The organism is Peiella sedimenti (assembly GCF_030504955.1).
In the GTDB taxonomy this organism is placed as follows: domain Bacteria; phylum Pseudomonadota; class Alphaproteobacteria; order Caulobacterales; family Caulobacteraceae; genus Brevundimonas; species Brevundimonas sedimenti.
The window spans coordinates 371,246-387,905 of record NZ_JAUKTR010000001.1 but is presented as its reverse complement, the minus strand read 5'-3'; the positions used below and the strand labels follow the sequence as shown (position 1 = coordinate 387,905).

Annotated in this window: 17 protein-coding genes; 2 read left to right on the top strand and 15 right to left on the bottom strand. The window is 69.0% G+C overall.

Features of this window, described 5'->3' with window-relative positions; genetic code table 11:
- Window positions 1-2: 2 nt before the first annotated feature.
- Together grxD and Q0812_RS01940 are read left to right on the top strand one after the other, a co-directional pair.
- Window positions 3-347 carry a Grx4 family monothiol glutaredoxin gene (grxD, locus tag Q0812_RS01945; RefSeq protein ID WP_302108613.1) on the top strand — a complete coding sequence of 115 codons (345 nt, stop codon included), beginning with the start codon at window positions 3-5 and terminating at the stop codon, window positions 345-347.
- The gene (locus Q0812_RS01940; RefSeq protein ID WP_302108612.1) at window positions 344-769 is read left to right on the top strand and encodes an acyl-CoA thioesterase; all 426 of its coding nucleotides are present in this window, start codon (window positions 344-346) and stop codon (window positions 767-769) included. The genes grxD and Q0812_RS01940 overlap by 4 nt, the downstream gene beginning before the upstream one ends.
- Window positions 770-949: 180 nt before the next feature.
- Here the strand turns inward: Q0812_RS01940 and Q0812_RS01935 are convergent, their stop codons facing one another.
- The 15 genes from Q0812_RS01935 to Q0812_RS01865 all read right to left on the bottom strand — a co-directional run bounded on the left by Q0812_RS01935 (window position 950) and on the right by Q0812_RS01865 (window position 16,607).
- Window positions 950-2,038, bottom strand: a complete 1,089-nt coding sequence (locus tag Q0812_RS01935) for a WD40/YVTN/BNR-like repeat-containing protein (RefSeq protein WP_302108611.1) — start codon at window positions 2,036-2,038, stop codon at window positions 950-952.
- A 279-nt stretch (window positions 2,039-2,317) separates the two neighbouring features.
- Window positions 2,318-2,935 carry a 30S ribosomal protein S4 gene (rpsD, locus tag Q0812_RS01930; RefSeq protein WP_302108610.1) on the bottom strand — a complete coding sequence of 206 codons (618 nt, stop codon included), beginning with the start codon at window positions 2,933-2,935 and terminating at the stop codon, window positions 2,318-2,320.
- A gap of 162 nt (window positions 2,936-3,097) precedes the next feature.
- Window positions 3,098-3,865, bottom strand: a complete 768-nt coding sequence (locus Q0812_RS01925) for an RNA methyltransferase (RefSeq protein WP_302108609.1) — start codon at window positions 3,863-3,865, stop codon at window positions 3,098-3,100.
- Between the two features lie 5 nt (window positions 3,866-3,870).
- A complete protein-coding gene (locus Q0812_RS01920) occupies window positions 3,871-4,899 on the bottom strand; it encodes a sensor histidine kinase (RefSeq protein WP_302108608.1) in 1,029 nt (342 codons plus the stop codon).
- Window positions 4,899-5,321 (bottom strand): response regulator, encoded by a 423-nt coding sequence (locus tag Q0812_RS01915; protein ID WP_302108607.1) that lies wholly within the window; start codon window positions 5,319-5,321, stop codon window positions 4,899-4,901. Before Q0812_RS01915 ends, Q0812_RS01920 begins: the two co-directional genes overlap by 1 nt.
- On the bottom strand, window positions 5,318-6,838 hold the full coding sequence (locus tag Q0812_RS01910) for a sensor histidine kinase (protein WP_302108606.1): 1,521 nt from the start codon (window positions 6,836-6,838) through the stop codon (window positions 5,318-5,320). Before Q0812_RS01910 ends, Q0812_RS01915 begins: the two co-directional genes overlap by 4 nt.
- A gap of 62 nt (window positions 6,839-6,900) precedes the next feature.
- Window positions 6,901-8,994: a flagellar biosynthesis protein FlhA gene (gene flhA / locus Q0812_RS01905; protein ID WP_302108605.1), complete on the bottom strand. Its 2,094-nt coding sequence runs from the start codon at window positions 8,992-8,994 to the stop codon at window positions 6,901-6,903.
- The gene (gene bla, locus Q0812_RS01900) at window positions 8,987-9,871 is read right to left on the bottom strand and encodes a class A beta-lactamase (protein WP_302108604.1); all 885 of its coding nucleotides are present in this window, start codon (window positions 9,869-9,871) and stop codon (window positions 8,987-8,989) included. The genes flhA and bla overlap by 8 nt, the downstream gene beginning before the upstream one ends.
- 6 nt (window positions 9,872-9,877) lie before the next feature.
- Complete coding sequence (flbD, locus tag Q0812_RS01895) at window positions 9,878-11,245, bottom strand: sigma-54-dependent transcriptional regulator FlbD (protein ID WP_302108603.1); 1,368 nt, start codon at window positions 11,243-11,245, stop codon at window positions 9,878-9,880.
- Between the two features lie 32 nt (window positions 11,246-11,277).
- Window positions 11,278-11,622 (bottom strand): flagellar motor switch protein FliN, encoded by a 345-nt coding sequence (gene fliN, locus Q0812_RS01890; protein WP_302108602.1) that lies wholly within the window; start codon window positions 11,620-11,622, stop codon window positions 11,278-11,280.
- Window positions 11,622-12,254 (bottom strand): FliH/SctL family protein, encoded by a 633-nt coding sequence (locus tag Q0812_RS01885; protein ID WP_302108601.1) that lies wholly within the window; start codon window positions 12,252-12,254, stop codon window positions 11,622-11,624. Before Q0812_RS01885 ends, fliN begins: the two co-directional genes overlap by 1 nt.
- On the bottom strand, window positions 12,238-13,272 hold the full coding sequence (gene fliG / locus Q0812_RS01880; RefSeq protein ID WP_302108600.1) for a flagellar motor switch protein FliG: 1,035 nt from the start codon (window positions 13,270-13,272) through the stop codon (window positions 12,238-12,240). The genes Q0812_RS01885 and fliG overlap by 17 nt, the downstream gene beginning before the upstream one ends.
- Entirely contained in the window at window positions 13,272-14,918 is a 1,647-nt protein-coding gene (gene fliF / locus Q0812_RS01875; RefSeq protein ID WP_302108599.1) for a flagellar basal-body MS-ring/collar protein FliF, read from the bottom strand. Before fliF ends, fliG begins: the two co-directional genes overlap by 1 nt.
- A 124-nt stretch (window positions 14,919-15,042) precedes the next feature.
- The gene (locus Q0812_RS01870; RefSeq protein ID WP_302108598.1) at window positions 15,043-15,432 is read right to left on the bottom strand and encodes a VOC family protein; all 390 of its coding nucleotides are present in this window, start codon (window positions 15,430-15,432) and stop codon (window positions 15,043-15,045) included.
- A gap of 80 nt (window positions 15,433-15,512) precedes the next feature.
- Window positions 15,513-16,607 carry a Glu/Leu/Phe/Val family dehydrogenase gene (locus Q0812_RS01865; protein ID WP_302108597.1) on the bottom strand — a complete coding sequence of 365 codons (1,095 nt, stop codon included), beginning with the start codon at window positions 16,605-16,607 and terminating at the stop codon, window positions 15,513-15,515.
- Window positions 16,608-16,660 lie beyond the last annotated feature (53 nt).

The window sequence follows — 16,660 nt, the reverse complement described above, 5'->3', positions numbered from 1 at the left end:
CCGTGACCGACCAACCTGCCGCTGACCCCATCCGCGACTTCATCGACAAGGCGGTGAAGGAGCACGACGTGGTGCTGTTCATGAAGGGCACGCCGGACGCGCCACGCTGCGGCTTCTCGGCCACCGTGGTTCAGGTGCTTGACCACCTGGGCGCCGAGTTCGTCGGCGTCGACGTGCTGCAAAGCGAGCCCCTGCGCGAGGGGATCAAGGCCTATTCGGACTGGCCGACCATCCCGCAGCTGTATGTGAAAGGCGATTTCGTGGGCGGCTGCGACATCGTGCGCGAGATGTTCCAGGCCGGCGAGCTGCAGACGCTGCTGGCCGAAAAGGGCGTGACCGGGGCGTGAGGCGCGAGCTTCAGCCGCCGGGGGACCGCGAGGTCTTCCAGCTGGACCTGCCGCTTTTCGAGGCGGATTTCGACGAGAACGGCCACGTCAACAACGTGGTCTATGTGCGCTGGCTGCAGGACGCGGGCACGGCGCACTGGCTGGCGCGCTTTGACGAGGCGACGCGGGCGAACTGGTCCTGGGTCGCGCTGCGGCACGAGGTGGACTATTTCCGGCCGCTTTTACCCGGCGCCAGGGCGCGGGCCCGCACCTGGGTTGGCACGCCCCAGGGGCCGCGCTTCGACCGTATGGTGCGCATCGAGGACGACCAGGGCCGCCTGTGCGCCCAGGGGGTCAGCACCTGGTGCCTGGTGGACGCCGCCAGCATGCGCCCGCACCGGATCCCGGCCGAGATGCTGACGGCGTTTCAGCCCACTCAGTGATGCTGGGTCGCGTGACGCTCGGGCTCGTCGCCGTCGGTGGCGATGACGATGCAGCCGGACAGAACCGGCAGGGCCGCAACGGCAAGCAGGGTGATGATCAGTTTACGCATGGGTATGTCCCCCTCGTTGAACAAGCGTGGCCTTAAGCTGGGCCGTGGCGGCTGAACCGCCGATGAACGGCTAAGCTGGGATGAGCAGCCGCCGCACCTCCGCCCCAATGGCGAAGACCGAGGCGCCGGCCTGATCTCGCACGACGCGGACCTTGTTCACCGCCGGACCCATGTCGGCCGGCGCCCACGTCTGGCCGCCGTCGCGGGTCTCGAAGCCGCCGGGCGCAGCCCCGATCCAGCCGCGCTGCTCGTCGATGAAGCCGACGCCGAACTGACGCACGCGCAGGTCATCGATCAGCGGCAGCTCGGTCCAGGTCAGGCCGCCGTCCGCCGTCTTGGCCACGTAGCGGGCGCTGCTCGCGGGGTCCTGATTATAGCTTTGCACGGTGACGTAGCCGACCTGGGGCGAAGGGAAGCTCATTTTCCAGGTCAGCTCCCACGGACGGCCGCCCTCATAGACCCGGCTCCAGGTCTGCCCCCCGTCGTCCGTGCGCAGGATCGTCGCGCGGGACTCCTGGACGGAGGCGTCCGTGGCGCCGGCGATGAAGCCCACGCGCTCGCTGACGAACTGGACATCGAGGATCATGGCCGTCAGCGGCGACAGGTCCTGGGCCGTCCAGGTGAGCCCCAGGTCGCGCGACACGGCCAGATGCGCCGGACCGCCAACGCGCCCGCCGGCCCAAAGCACCACGCGATGGTCCAGGCTGCCCGCGTTGATGAAGGGCACGCGCTGGACGCAGATAGCGCAGATCCCCTTCAGCTCGCCCTCGATCTGAACCGGGCTCCAGGTCACGCCGCCGTCCGTGGTGCGGTAGAGCGGCGTCTCATCCTGGACATTGGGAAAATAGCCGGTGCCGATGTTGCCGATCAGGCCGAGGTGCTCGTCCACAAAGCCCAGAGCGCGGATGAAGGTCCCGGGCCGCTCGGCCGCCAGAGTCCAGCTGTCGCCCCCGTCCCGGGTGCGGAACAGCTTGCCCAGCCCGTTGCCGTACCAGCCGTTCAGCCGATCGGTGAAGAAGATGTCGTCCTGCTTGCCGCGATAGGGCTCGGTCGGCAGCTTGACCCAGCCGGCCTCCGCCTGGGCGCGGGCCCCTGCCCCGCCCGTCGCCGCCACGGCTAGGCCGCTGAGCCCGCCGATGAGAACCTGCCGTCGATCCATGTGATGCCCCCGAAGTGGAGCAGCCAATGGAAAGCGTCCTTGACACAGGCTCAAGTGAATCTTCGGAAAGGTGGATCAGCCGCTCGCCCCCTCCACCACGCTACGCGTGGCGCCCCTCCCCCGCTTCGCAGGGGAGGAGAAGAAGGCGTGATCCCTCGTCCTCCCCGCGTGGGGGTGAGGGGGCTTCGGCACGCAGAAAAAAGGCCCCGGATCGCTCCGGGGCCTTCGATAGTTCGGCGCTCAAACAGCGAGCAACCGCGTTGCGAGCGGTAACGCAGCTTACGAGGCGTAGTATTCCACGACCAGGTTCGGCTCCATCTTCACCGGATACGGCACTTCGGCCAGTTCCGGGATGCGCACGTAACGCACGGAGAAGCCGCGGTCGCCCTGCTCCAGATAGTCGGGCACGTCGCGCTCACCCGACTGCATGGCTTCCAGCACCAGAGCCATGTTGCGGGACTTTTCCTTCACCTCGACCACATCGCCGGGCTTTACGCGGTAGGAGGCGATGTTGACCTTCTTGCCGTTCACGGTGACGTGGCCGTGGTTGACGAACTGGCGCGCGGCCCAGGGGGTGGGCACGAACTTGGCGCGGTAGACGACGGCGTCCAGGCGGCTTTCCAGCAGGCCGATCAGGTTCTCCGAGGTGTTGCCCTTGCGGCGCGAGGCCTCGGCATAGACGCGGACGAACTGCTTCTCGGTGATGTTGCCGTAGTAGCCCTTCAGCTTCTGCTTGGCCTTCAGCTGCAGGCCGAAGTCAGAGACCTTGGACTTGCGGCGCTGGCCGTGCTGGCCGGGGCCGTAGGACCGCTTGTTGACGGGGGACTTGGCGCGACCCCACAGGTTTTCACCCATGGCCCGGTCGAGCTTGTACTTGGCGCTATGGCGCTTGGACATCTGTCACTCTCTTCTCGATGCGGCCCGGCTGCTCCCCGATTGGAGCGGCGATCTCAACGGCGGTACACGCATCATCCGTCATGGCTTCGCACCCCGACGGGCAGGGCCCCGGGCGCGAAGGCGCGCTTATGGCGGCTAGGGCCTTGGGCGTCAAGATCGAGGTCAGCCCGAGGGGTCGGCCTTCTTGCGCGCCAGCCGCTCCAGCACCTTGCCGCGTCCCTTCGACAGGGCTGTGACGACCCCCCGCAGGGTGCGCACCTCCTGGTCGGTGAAGCCCGCCCGGCCCAAGGCCACGCGCAGGTTCCGGACCATGGACGGCTTGTTCTCGGGCGGGAAGAAGAAGCCGGCGGCCTCCAGCTCATCCTCCAGATGCCCATATAGGCCCATCATGGACGCCTGATCGGCCGGCGGCGGCCCCTCGCGGAACTTGTCCGGCGGCGCGTCGGCGCGGCCCGTCCACCACTCATAGCCGTTGATGGCCACGGCCTGGGCCAGGTTCAGCGAGTGGAACTTCGGATCGATGGGTATGGTGACGATGCCCTGGCACAGGGCGATGTCCTGGGTCTCCAGGCCCGCGCGCTCCGCGCCGAACAGCAGGCCGCACGCCAGGCCGTCGGCGATCGCGGCGCGCAGCCGGGCCGAGGCCTGGCGCGGCGTCTCGACAGGCAGGTTGGTCTCGCGCGGGCGGGCGGTCGTCGCCAGCACCACCTTCAGGTCGGCTATGGCGTCGGCCACCGTGTCAAACACGCGCGCCCCATCCAGCGGCCAGTTCGCTCCCGAAGCGGTGGCCCAGGCCCGCTCCTGGGGCCAGCCGTCGCGCGGGCTGACCAGGCGCAGGTCGGTCAGGCCGAAGTTGGCCATGATGCGCGCCGCCGAGCCGATGTTCTCGGCCAGTTGCGGCCGGTCCAGAATGACGGCGGGCGCATCCATGATCGCTACAGGTCGAAGGCCAGCTGGGCGCGCACGCCCCGGTGCTCAGGATCGAAGTCCAGCTTCGAGCGCAGGCTGCCCGCCATGGCGGTGATGATCTTTTGACCCAGGCCCGTGCCCTTGGGCGTGGCGTCGCCCATGCCGGGGCCGTCGTCCTCGACGGTCAGCAGGGCGCGGCCATCCCGCGCCTCCAGCCTCACCCGGATTTCGCCGCCCGCCTCGGGATAGGCGTACTTGATGGCATTGGTGACCAGCTCGGTGACGATGACGCCCAGCGACACGGCCTGGTCGGTCGAGACCATCAACGGTTCGGCCTCAAGCCGGATGTCGATGGCCCCGGCGGCCACGGACTGCTCCAGCTCCTCCAGAAGGCCCATCAGATAACCGTCCAGCGCCACGCGGGCCACATCGGCCGAGGTGTAGAGCCGCCGGTGCACATGGGCCACGGCCTCGATGCGCGACTGGGCGTCCTTCAGCGCCTCGCGCGCCGCCGGGTCGGACAGGTGGCGCGACTGCAGGGCGATAAAGCTGGACACCAGCTGCAGCGAGTTGCCGACGCGGTGATTGACCTCGCGCAGCATGGCCTCGGCGCGGTCCTTGGCCAGGCGGATTTCCTCCTGGGCCTGTTCGTTGGCGCGGCGCAGGCGGTCGCGCATGACCGCGTCCTCAAGCGCCGAACGCAGCAGGGCGGGAAAGTCCGACCCGGCGTCCTTGACCACATAGTCCGCCGCCCCGGCGCGCAGGGCCGCCACGGCGATGCGGCTTTCCTGAGAGCCGGTGACATAGACCACCGGCGGGGCGTCCGGCAGGGCCAGGATTTCGGGCAGCACGTCCAGGCCCTCGCGGCCCGGCATGTAGTGGTCCAGGGCCACGGCGTCGAAGGCGCGCGGCGGCTCGGCCTTCAGGCGCTCCAGGCCCGCCTCGCCGTCGGCGGCGATCTCGACGACGAAGTTGTGCCGCTGCAGGTCTTTCTGGACGAGGCGAGAGAGGCCCGGATCGTCATCGACATAGAGCAGCCGGATCGGCCGATGCATCAGATCTCCGGCGCCTGCATGACCGACAGGAACAGGCCCAGCTGGCGAATGGCGCTGGCGAAGGCCTCATAGTCGACCGGCTTGGTGATGTAGACGTTGCAGCCCAGGTCGTAGCAGCGCTGGATCTCGACCTTGTCGTCCGTGGTGGTCAGCACCACCACCGGCGCGCGGCGCAGGCGCTCGTCGGCCTTGATCCTGGCCAAGATGTCCGTGCCCTGCATATCCGGCAGGTTCAGGTCCAGCAGGACCAGCAGGGGCCCGTTGCCCCGCACTTCCTCGGACTCGAAATACTCCAGCGCAGACGATCCGTCGGCGAAGTGGCGGATCTCGTTGTTGATGTTGGCGCGCCGGATGTTCTTTTCGATCAGATTGGCGTGGCCGTGGTCGTCCTCGACCATGACGATGGTCACGGGATGGGTCATCGGCTGTCCTCCTCGGACGTGACGGCGCTCAGGCGTTTCGGAAATTTGAGCCTGAAAGTCGAGCCCTTTCCAAGTTCTGAATCCAGTTCGATGGAGCCGCCCAGGCGCCGCACGCTCTGACGCACGAAGGCCAGGCCCAGCCCCTCGCCGGGTTTGTCCTGCTTGCCGGCCCGGCGGAACAGCTCGAACACCCGCTCGCGGTCGGCCTCGGAGACGCCGCGCCCGTTGTCCTCCACCTCGTAGACGGTCCAGCCGCCCGGCTCGTCGCGGCCGCGGATCGAGATGCGCGGCGGCCTTTGGGGATCGCGGTACTTCAGGGCGTTGTCGACCAGATTGCCGAAGATCTGCTCGATGAAGAGCCGGTCGCTCTCCAGCCGGGGCAGACGATCGACGGCGATCTCCCCCTCGGCCTCAGACACCTGATGCTGCACGCTGTCGGCGATGCCGCGCAGCAGCTCGGTCATGTCCAGCCACTGGGGCTGGGGCGTGCGCCGCCCCTCGCGCGATAGCTTGAGGATGGCGTTGATCAGCCGGTCCATCTTTTCGGTGGAGGTGCGGATGAAGCCCAGGGCCTCGGGCACATCCTCCTCGATGGCCAGGACGGCGTCAGCGTCCAGCAACTCGGGCGCCTTGTCCTTCACCGTATCCATCTGGCGGGTCAGCGCCTTGGCGGCCGTGGCCAGTTCGCTGGTGTAGCCAGTGACGTTCACCAGCGGCGCGCGCAGGTCGTGGCTGACGATGTAGGCGAACTTCTGCACCTCTTCGTTGGCGGCGATGAGGTCCGCCGTGCGTTCCTTGACCGTGGCCTCCAGCCCCCGGTTGATCTCTGCGATCTCGGCGCGGGAGTTCTGCAACTCGATCAGATAGCGGCGCAGCAGCCACAGGCTGGCGAAGCCCAGGGCGAAGATCAGAGCCGTGCCGATGAGATTCACCGCCAGGTTCAGCAGATCCGACTCGCGTGTCAGCGCCCGCCGGTCCCCCAGCAGTTCGGCCTCCGTCTCATCCACGAGAGCCAGGTCGGAGCGCAGCCGCTCCATGGCGCGCAGACCCTCGCCGCCCCGGATGATGCGAATGGCTTCATCACCCCGGCCCGCCCGCGCCGCCGCCAGGGTCCGGTCGAGGATGGAGAACCTCAGTTGGAGCACCGGCTCCAGTTCGGACAGCCGCGCCTGCTGCTCCGGATTGTCGGCCACCAGCCGCTCGAGGCGTTCAAAGCGTTCCAGGGCCTCGCGGCGCGCCGCCTCATAGTCGCGCACGGCATCCAGCTGGCCGGTCAGAAGGTGGCCGCGCTGATAGGTCTCGGCGTCGGCGAGCGCGCCTACCATCCCCTGGACCTCGGCGCGCACCTCGAAGGTGTGCTCGACCCGCTCGTTCAGCTCATTGATGCGGCCGCTGATCCACAGCGACATCAGCCCCGTCAGCGCCAGCAGGCTGAAGGCCGAGGACAGCAGGATGAACACAGTCCGCCCGAAGGTGGGCGTCCTCAGGAATCCCAAGGTCTCTGACAGTCGGCTCAAGCTTTCCCCTCCGCCGCGCCCTGAACGCGCCGAGCCCCGAATGGTTCAGCTTGCACGAAAATCTAGATGGAGCCGACTGTCCGCAGGTGGGCGCGGGCGTGGATCTCGTTCTGGCTCATCACCACGGTCTGACCGCGGAAACGCTCGATGATGGAGCGCACATAGGGCCGCGTCGCCGGGCCGGTCAGCAACACCGCCGCCTCGCCCGACTGGGCGACGCGCTCGAAGGTGTCGCGCACCGAGCGGATGAACTCCTGCAGGCGCGAGGGCGGCATGGCCAGCTGCTTGTCTTCGCCCTGGCCGACCAGGGCGTCGGCGAAGGCCTGCTCCCACTCCGGCGACAGGGTGACGATGGGCAGGGCGCCGTCGGGGGCGCGGTGCTGCCAGCACAGCTGCTTGGCCAGGCGCGCGCGGGCGTGTTCGACCAGCTGCACCACGCTGGTGGTGTGCGGCGCCGCCTCGGCAAGGCCCTCAAGGATGGTCGGCAGGTCGCGGATCGACACCCGCTCGCGTAGCAGGGCCTGCAGCACGCGTTGCAGGGTCGTGGCGCTGACCACCGTCGGGATCAGCTCGTCGACCAGCTTCTTCTGCTCGCCCTGAAGCTCCTTCAGCAGCTTCTGCACCTCGGCGTAGGACAGCAGGTCGGCCATGTTGTCCTTGAGGATCTCGGTCAGGTGCGTGGTCAGGACCGTGGCGGGATCGACGATGGTGTAGCCGCGGAAGGCCGCCTCCTCGCGCAGGGACTCGTCGATCCAGGTGGCCGGAAGCCCGAAGGCCGGCTCTTTCATGTGCTCGCCGGGCAGCTCCACCTGCCGGCCCATGGGGTCCATGGCCATGAGGGCGCCCAGGCGCACCTCGCCCTGACCGGCCTCCATCTCCTTGACGCGCACGGCATAGCCCTGGCTGGGCAGGCGCATGTTGTCGAGGATGCGCACCGGCGGCATGACGAAGCCGAACTCCTGGGCCAGCGAACGGCGCAGGGCGCGGATCTGATCCGTCAGGCGCCGCCCCTCCAGGTCATTGATCAGGCCCAGAAGGCCGATGCCCAGCTCGATCTTCACGTCGTCGATGGCCAGGGCGGTCGAGATGGGCTCCTCGCTGGGCTCGCCCTGCGGGTGGGCGTCGATGACCGGCTCGGGCTCGTTGCGCTTGCGCCCCAGCTTCCAGGCCAGCACCCCCGCGCCCAGCGAGATGGCGGCGAAGGGCAACAGCGGCATGCCGGGCGCCAGGCCGATCAGGCCCGAGGCCGCCGAGACCATGCCCAGGCTGACCGGATTGCCCGCCAGCTGCGCCACCAGCGCCTTGTCCGCAGAGCCGTCGACGCCCGCCTTCGACACCAGGAAGCCCGCGGCGATCGAGACGACCAGGGCCGGCACCTGGGTCACCAGGCCGTCGCCGATGGTCAGCAGCACGTAGTTGTTGGCCGCCTCGGACATGGCCAGATCGTGCTGGACCACCCCGATGATGATGCCGCCGATGGCGTTGATGGCGGTGATGATCAGGCCCGCTACGGCGTCGCCGCGCACGAACTTGGAGGCGCCGTCCATGGCGCCGAAGAAGGTGCTCTCCTGCTCCAGCTCCTTGCGGCGGCGCTTGGCGGTGTCCTCGTCGATCAGGCCGGCGGACAGGTCCGCGTCGATGGCCATCTGCTTGCCCGGCATGGAGTCCAGGCTGAAGCGGGCGCTGACCTCGGCGATGCGGGTCGAGCCCTTGGTGATGACCACGAAGTTCACCACCAGCAGGATGATGAAGACGATCACCCCGATGATGAAGCTGCCGCCCATCATCAGCTCGCCGAAGGCCTGGATGATCTGGCCGGCGCTTTCCGGGCCCTCCTGACCGTGGCTGAGGATCAGGCGCGTCGAGGCCAGGTTCAGGCCCAGCCGGAACAGGGTCGCCACCAGCAGCACGGTGGGGAAGACGGCGAAATCGAGCGGCCGTTTGATCAGCAGGGCCGTCATCAGGATCAGCACCGAGCTGGTGATCGACACCGCCAGCAGCAGGTCCAGCAGCGCCTTGGGTATGGGCACCACCAGCAACAGGACGATGAGGATGACGCCCAGCGCCAGGGCCACCTCGCCCCGGGCCAGCCAGCCCCACATCTCGCGGGCGGTGGGCATGGGCTGGGCCGGATTGCGCGCGCCCGCGTCAGCCATGCCCCAAAGCCTCCAGCGCCCGGCGGGTCGCTTCGGCGATCACCGCATCGTTGGCCGGGGCGTCGGTCTCCGCGTGGTAGTAGGCCGCCGCCACTATGGGCGCGCCGGCAGGCGGGTAGAGCAGGCCGATGTCGTTGGTCGGACCATAGCCGCCGGTGCCGGTCTTGTGCGCCACGCGCCAGCCGTCGGGGACGCCGGCCTTGAGGCGGCCCGCGCCCGTGGGGCTGTCGAACATCCACTGCAGCAGCAGATCCTTGGACTGCGGCGAGAGCGGGGTCTCGTCCGAGACGAACAGGCGCTGCAGGTTCTCCAGCGACTGGAGCGGCAGGATGGTGTCCTTGTCCCCGTCCAGCCGGTTCATCTGGGGCTCGAAGCGGTCCACCCGCGTCGTCTCGTCGCCGAGCGACCGGTAGAAGGCCCGCATGGGCTCAAGCCCGCCCATGGCGTTCAGCAGCAGGTTCGCCGCCGGATTGTCGCTGACCTCGACCGTCCCCTTCATCAGATCTTCGACGCTCAGGCTGGAGCCGACCGCCGGTCCGGTGACCGGCGCGTGATAGACCAGGTCCTCAGCGCTGATGGGGATGCGGCGGTCCAGGCGTTCCAGTCCATTCTGGATGGGTATCAGAGTCGCGGCCGCCAGATAGGCCTTGAAAGTGGAACAGTAGACGAACCGCTCCTCGCCTCTCCACACCAGGGTCCGACCCGTGGCGGTGTCGCGCGCCGCGAAGCCGAGCCGGCCGCCGTGCGCCGCCTCCATATCCGACAGGTCGAAGACCTGGACCGTCGGAGCCGCCACCGGGCTCTCGCGCCGCGAACAGCCTAGCAAACCTACGGTGCCCAGCGCGGTCAGGACGCTTCTGCGGTCGAGCCCGGCCATGATTCGTCAGGCCGCCGTGGCGGCGCCGGACTGGGGCGCGGGGATGGCCACGCCCTGGGCCGCGTACTCGTTCAGCTTGTTGCGCAGCGTCCGGATCGAGATGCCCAGGATGTTGGCCGCATGGGTGCGGTTGCCGAAGCAGTGTCCCAGCGTGTCGAGGATCAGCGCCTGCTCCATCTGGGCCACGGTCTGACCGACGAAGTTGCGCGTCACCGCGTCCGCCGCCTGCACGGCGCGGGCCGCGGCGCCCTGGTCCAGGCTGGGCGACAGGGTGCGCCCGTCGGGCATGCGCACGGCCTCGACGCCGATCTCGGGCCCGTCCGCCAGCAGCACGGCGCGGTGGATGGCGTTCTCCAGTTCGCGCACATTGCCCGGCCAGGCGTAGGTGCGCAGCAGGGCCGAGGCCTCGGCCGAGAAGGGCCGCTCCGGCACCCCGTTGGCGGCCGCGTATTTCTTGGCGAAGTGTTCGGCCAGCACCGCGACGTCCGCCGGGCGCTCGCGCAAGGACGGCAGGCGCAGGTTCACGACGTTCAGGCGGTAGAGCAGGTCCTCGCGGAACACGCCCTCGCGCACGGCCTGGGCCAGGTCGCGGTTCGAGGTGGCGATGACGCGGATGTCCACCTTGACCGGCTTGGCGCCGCCGACCCGGTCGATGACCCGCTCCTGCAGGGCGCGCAGCAGCTTGGCCTGCAGCCGGGCGTCCATCTCCGAGATTTCGTCCAGCAGCAGGGTGCCGCCGTCGGCCTCCTCGAACTTGCCGATGCGGCGGGCCACGGCGCCGGTGAAGGCGCCCTTCTCGTGGCCGAACAGCTCGCTCTCCAGCAGGTTCTCGGGAATGGCGGCGCAGTTGACGCTGATGAAGGGCCGGTCGGCGCGGCGCGACTTGGCGTGAACGTAGCGCGCCATCACCTCCTTGCCGACGCCGCTTTCGCCGGTGATCAGGATCGAGGCTTCCGAGCGCGCCACCTGGTCGGCCAGGCGCAGCACGCCCTGCATGGCCGGATCCTTGGTCACCATGGGCCGCTCGTCGTCGGCGACGGCGGCCAGCACGGCGGCGATCAGGTCCGCCTCAGGCGGCAGGGGGATGAACTCCTTGGCCCCGGCCCGGATCGCGGCGGCGGCCTCGTCCGGCCCGACGTCGACCCCGCAGGCGACCACCGGCACGTGGATGCGCTCGGCCTTGTTGGCGGCGATCAGCCCGGCAATGTCGAGCCCGCAGTCCACCAGCAGCAGGTCAGCCCCCTGGCCGCGCCGCAGGGCCTCGGTGGCCTGCTCCTCGCGCTCCACGTGCTGGACCTTGGCGCCCTGGCTCATCGCCATCTTCACGGCGACGGCGAGCTGTCCGCTCAGACGTCCGACGACCAGAAGCCGCATGGTTGAACTCCCTATTCGTTACAGGGCCGCCCTCAGGCCGCCGTGTCCTCGGTCTTGATGATTTCAGTCATGGTCACGCCCAGCCGGTCCTCGACGACGACCACCTCGCCGCGGGCCACCAGCCGGTTGTTCACGAAGATGTCGATGGCCTCGCCGACCTTGCGGTCCAGCTCCAGCACGCTGCCGCGCCCCAGCTTGAGCAGTTGGGCCACCGAGATGTGAGACTTGCCCAGCACGGCGGAGATGTTCACCGGCACGTCGAACACGGGCTGCAGATCGGCGGCCGTCTTCTCGGCGGCCTCCGACGCGTCGTCCAGCGGCGCCAGAGCGGTGCCGGGCTCGAACTCCTCCAGGGGGATGTCGCTGTCGGAAGCCATCAGGCGTCTCCATGGGTAATCGGTCCGGCCTTGACGGCCAGGGCGGCGGCCACGGCCTCGCGCACCCTCTCGGCGGCCTCGGCCGGGTCGAAGGCGGCGCGGCCGTCCGGCCACTCAAAGGTGAAGGCGGCCCCGGCCAGACCGGCGTCGGGCCGCACCACGATGCGGCCGGAAAGGCCCGCCTCGTCAGCCGCCTGCTCGATCACCGGGGCGGTCCGCTCCAGTGCGTCGGCGGAGACATGGACGATCAGGCGCGGCATGGCCGTCAACTCGTCGTGCAGGGCGTCCAGCGCCGCCTTGACGGGCGCTTCGGGAAACTGCTCCAGGGCCCCGCCTGACAGCACCCGCCCGGCCTCGACCGCCAGCTCGGCGGCCTCGCGGCGAAGGGCGTCCAGCGCCTGATCCATCCGGGCCAGCCCCGCCTGCGTGGCGGCGGCGATGTCGGCCAGGGCCTGGGCGGCGCGCCCCTCGTCCGAGGCGCGCTGGCGCCGCTCGGCCTCGGCGGCGGCCTGGGCGATCAGGCTTTCGGCCTCGGCGGCGGTGTAGGCGCGGCGGATGCGGGTCGGACCGGCGCTCTCGCCGAAGTCCTCGGTAAACGCGAACGGGCGGACGGCTTCAGTAGATGAGTTCATCATCGCCCCCCTGCCCGGCCAGCATGATCTCGCCCTTGGCGGCCAGGTCCTTGGCCACCTGGACCATGGCCATCTGGGCCTGATCCACGTCCTTCAGGCGGACCGGGCCCATGCTCTCCATGTCCTCGCGCATGATCTTCGAGGCGCGCTCGCTCATGTTGGAGAAGAACATCTCGCGAAGGCTGTCCGAGGCGCCCTTCAGCGCCAGGGCCAACTGGTCCTTCTCCACCGCCCGCAACAGGGTCTGCACCCCGCCGGGGTCCAGCTTGGACAGGTCCTCGAAGACGAACATCAGGGCGCGGATGCGCTCGGCGGACTCGCGATTGCGCTCCTCCAGGGCGGCGATGAAGCGGCTCTCGGTCTGGCGGTCGAAGTTGTTGAAGATCTCCGCCATCATCTCGTGGCTGTCGCGCTTGGACGTGCGCGCCAGGTTCGACATGAATTCGGTGCGCAGGGTCTGCTCGATCTTGTCGAGGATTTCGCGCTGCACCGGCTCCATGCGCAGCATGCGCTGCACGCACTCCAGGGCGAAGTCCTCGGGCAGGGCCGACAGCACCCGGCTGGCGTGGTCCGGCTTGATCTTGGACAGGACCACCGCGACCGTCTGGGGATATTCGTTCTTCAGGTAGTTGGCGAGCACCGCCTCGTTCACGTTGCCCAGCTTGTCCCACATGGTGCGGCCGGCCGGACCCCGGATCTCCTCCATCAGGGCTTCGACGCGTTCCTGCGGCATGAAGGCCGTGAGCAGACGCTGGGTCTGCTCGAAACTGCCCATGACCGAACCCGAGCCGCCGACGCCCGAGACGAACTCGATCATCAGCTGCTCGACCACGCTGGCCTGGACGCTGCCCAGGCTGGCCATGGCCTGGGAGATCTCCTTGACCTCGTCCTCGTCCAGCGAGGCCCACAGCTTGGCGTGATCCTCGCCCAGCGCCAGCAGGATGACGGCGGCCTTCTCCGGCCCGGTCAGCCGCTTCGGGTCGTCGATCGTCTGCTTTTTACCAACCAGCCGGGCCATCAGCTTTCATGCACCCAGCCGCGCAGGATGGAGACCGACTCCTCCGGATGGCTTTCGACGAAGTCGGCCACCTTGCGCACGGACGAGGCCTTCACCTGCCCTTCGATGCGGGCGATGTCGAGGCGCTGCTCCACCTCCGACGGCGGCAGGGCCAGCTGACCGGGCTGCGTCGCGCCGGGCAGGGCCTGGACCGCGCCCCCGCCCGCCGCCGGCAGGGCCAGGCCCTCGGCCGTCAGCATCGGCGCGCCCGAACCGGGCGTCGTCACGGCCTTCAGCATCGGGCGCAGGAAGAAGAACAGCATCAAGAGGCCGACGATCGCCAGCACCAGCATCTCGACGCCACGCATGATGTCGTTCTTGTCGAAATCGAACATGGAGGACGTGGCCTCGGTCCCGCCCACCGCGTCGGTCTGGCGGTCGAAGCGCACGTTCAGCACCTGCAGCTGGTCGCCGCGCTCCGCATCGATGCCGACGGCGGCCTGCACCAGCTCGCGGATGCGCTGCATGTCCTCTTCGGATCGCGGCTGATACTGGCCCGGCTGGCCGTTCTGGCCGGGCGCGGTGACCCCGTCGACGGCCACGGCCACGGCCAGCTTGCGCACCTGGCCCGGCTCGGTGACGGTCGTGGTGGTGGTGTTCGAGATTTCGTAGTTGGTGATCTCGTTCGTGTCGCCGCTGCGCGAGGACGGGCCCAGGAACCCGGCCTGCTCCTGGGTGCCGCCGGGAATGTTGGCCGTGGCCGTGGCCGCGCCCTGGGTCCCGGACTCGCTGTCCTCCGAGGTGGACTCCGAGGTGGAGGTCGAGCGCACCACCTGGCCGTCTGGATCGAAGCGTTGCTCCTGGCGGGTGGAGCGGCTCATGTCGATGTCGGCGGTGACGGTGACGCGGGCGTTGCCGGCCCCCACCACGCCCTCGACGATGCTCTGCACGCGCTGGGTCAGCTGGGCCTCGATCTCGGCCTTTCGGTCGGCGGCCATGGCGGCGCCGAAGCTGTCGTCCTCGGACCCGGCGGCCAGGGTGCGGTTGTTTTCGTCGACCACCGTCACCTTGTCGGGGCGCAGGTTCGGCACGGCGCTGGCGATCAGGTTGCGCAGGGCCCGCACCTGGTCGGCGCCCAGGTCCCGGCCGCCGGTGCCCACCACGACCGAAGCGGTGGGCTCGCCTGCCTCCTGCTGGAACGCGCGCCGCTGCGGCAGCGCCAGGTGCACCCGGGCCGACGTGATGCCCCGCATGGACAGGATGGTGCGCGCCAGCTCGCCCTCGAGCGCGCGCTTCTCGTTCAGGTTCTGCTGGAACTCGGTCTGCCCCAGCACCGACTGGTTGTCGAAAATCTCGTAGCCCACGCTGCCCGAGGTCACGAGGCCCCGGCTGGCCAGCATGAGGCGGGCCGTGCCCACCTGATCGCGCGGCACGAAGATGGTCGAGCCGTCGCCCCGGCTCTCGTACTTGACTCCGCCCTGGTCCAGGGCCGCGGTGATGTCCGCCGCCTCGCGCAGGTCGAGATTGGCATAGAGCAGCGCGTTGGGCTCCTCGCCCATGCGCAGCATGACCGCCGCCAACACCGCGGCCACACCCGCCGCGACCCCAGCCAGGGCCGCCAGGCGACCGATGCCGAACCTTTGCAACGCCGCCCCGAAGGAACCCACGAACGCCCGCCCCTGCAAACACTTGGGGCTCGCCGCCCCGCTAGGCAGAAAGTGCCGGGCTCATGGTAAACGGGGACTTAAGAGGCGGCGCTGCATCGTTCGGGGGGAGGATCTGGAGCCGCGCTCACGCCGCGTTAGGGTCCTCGTCCATCAGGCCGAAGATGTTGGCCTCGGTGTCCTTGCAGTAGGCCAGCCAGCCCACCCCCTTGATGGCCATCTTGGGCAGCGCGACCGAGCCGCCCGCCGCCAGGGCCCTTTCCACGAAGGGGTCCACCTCGTCCACGGCCACCGTGAAGACGCAGCCGATCACGGGCAGGGGCTCGGCTGGGTCGGGGTTCGGTCCCTGGCGCTGGACCAGACCGCCGTCAATGCCGGGCTCCCCCTCGCCGGTCTTGACCAGCCAGTAGGGAAAATCTCCCCACTTCTGGAACGACCATCCGAACACGGCCTCGTAGAAGGCGATGGCCCGCTGCGGGTCGCCCGCGTGAATCTCGAAATGGATGGGTCTGGGCATGAAAATGGCCTCCGCCGGCGATCAGCGGAGGCCATCTAGTCACAGCGGCGCGCAAGGCGCCAAGGCCGTTCGTATTCAGCTCAGGCGGCTTCGCGGCGCAGGCCGATCCGGCACTGGCCTTCGGCGATGCGGGCCTCGGCGATGGAGTCGGCGATCTCGTGGGTCGGGCGGCCCTCGGCCTCGGAGCGGGCGAAGATTTCGTCCACCGTCTGCATCAGGCCGACCAGCTTGCCCTCGACCCACTGCGGATCATAGGCGCCGCCCGTCTGGCGGGCCTTCATTTCGGAGGCCACGTTGATGATGCCGCCGGCGTTGACCACGTAGTCCGGCGCGTAGAGCACGCCGGCCTTGAACAGGCGCTCGCCGATCTCGGGGGTGGCCAGCTGGTTGTTGGCGGCGCCGACCACGGCCTTGCACTTCAGGCGCGGCAGGGTCTGCTCGTTCAGCGTCGCGCCCAGCGCGCAAGGAGCGTAGATGTCGGCCTGGACGTCATAGATGGCGTCAGGCGCGACCACCTCGGCGTTGGTCTTCTCCGCGATCTGGCGCAGTGCCGCCTCGTTGATGTCGGTCATGACCAGCCTGGCGCCGGCCTTGTGCAGCTTTTCCGACAGGTAGGCGCCCACGTGCCCGGCAGAGCCCTGGACAGCGATGGTCAGGCCGTTCAGGTCGTCCTGCTTCCACAGGCGCTTGGCGGCCACGAGGGTCGAGCGGAACACGCCCTCGGCGGTGACGGGGCTGGGATCGCCCGAGGCTTCCTTGCCGCCGGACAGGCCGACCACGTATTCGGTCTCCTCGCGGGCGTACATGATGTCCTCGACGGACACGCCCACATCCTCGGCGCTGTAATAGATGCCGCCCAGCGTATCGATGGCGCGGCCGAAGGCGCGGAACAGCTCCGGCGACTTCTGGGTGCGGGCGTCGCCGATGATGACCGACTTGCCGCCGCCCATCTCCAGGTCCGCGACCGCGTTCTTGTAGGACATGCCGCGCGACAGACGCAGGACGTCCTCCAGCGCCTCGGCCGACGATCCGTAGTTCCACATGCGGCAGCCGCCCACGGCGGGACCGCGCGAGGTGGAGTGAACGGCGATGATCGCCTTCAGGCCCGTCTTCTCGTCAAAAAAGGAAAACACGCCCTCGTGGTTCTTGAACGAGGGGGAATCGAAAAGGGTCATGTCGGACGCATCGCCTCCCTGGGGCGGATTTTGGTGGGCGCCACTTAGGCCGG

Bases quoted from the DNA above. Each gene is read 5' to 3' on its own strand.
- Q0812_RS01935 (WP_302108611.1), bottom strand. From the start codon at position 2,038: ATGGATCGACGGCAGGTTCTCATCGGCGGGCTCAGCGGCCTAGCCGTG.
- rpsD (WP_302108610.1), bottom strand. From the start codon at position 2,935: ATGTCCAAGCGCCATAGCGCCAAGTACAAGCTCGACCGGGCCATGGGT.
- Q0812_RS01925 (WP_302108609.1), bottom strand. From the start codon at position 3,865: ATGGATGCGCCCGCCGTCATTCTGGACCGGCCGCAACTGGCCGAGAAC.
- Q0812_RS01920 (WP_302108608.1), bottom strand. From the start codon at position 4,899: ATGCATCGGCCGATCCGGCTGCTCTATGTCGATGACGATCCGGGCCTC.
- Q0812_RS01915 (WP_302108607.1), bottom strand. From the start codon at position 5,321: ATGACCCATCCCGTGACCATCGTCATGGTCGAGGACGACCACGGCCAC.
- flhA (WP_302108605.1), bottom strand. From the start codon at position 8,994: ATGGCTGACGCGGGCGCGCGCAATCCGGCCCAGCCCATGCCCACCGCC.
- bla (WP_302108604.1), bottom strand. From the start codon at position 9,871: ATGGCCGGGCTCGACCGCAGAAGCGTCCTGACCGCGCTGGGCACCGTA.
- flbD (WP_302108603.1), bottom strand. From the start codon at position 11,245: ATGCGGCTTCTGGTCGTCGGACGTCTGAGCGGACAGCTCGCCGTCGCC.
- fliN (WP_302108602.1), bottom strand. From the start codon at position 11,622: ATGGCTTCCGACAGCGACATCCCCCTGGAGGAGTTCGAGCCCGGCACC.
- Q0812_RS01885 (WP_302108601.1), bottom strand. From the start codon at position 12,254: ATGAACTCATCTACTGAAGCCGTCCGCCCGTTCGCGTTTACCGAGGAC.
- fliG (WP_302108600.1), bottom strand. From the start codon at position 13,272: ATGGCCCGGCTGGTTGGTAAAAAGCAGACGATCGACGACCCGAAGCGG.
- Q0812_RS01870 (WP_302108598.1), bottom strand. From the start codon at position 15,432: ATGCCCAGACCCATCCATTTCGAGATTCACGCGGGCGACCCGCAGCGG.
- Q0812_RS01865 (WP_302108597.1), bottom strand. From the start codon at position 16,607: ATGACCCTTTTCGATTCCCCCTCGTTCAAGAACCACGAGGGCGTGTTT.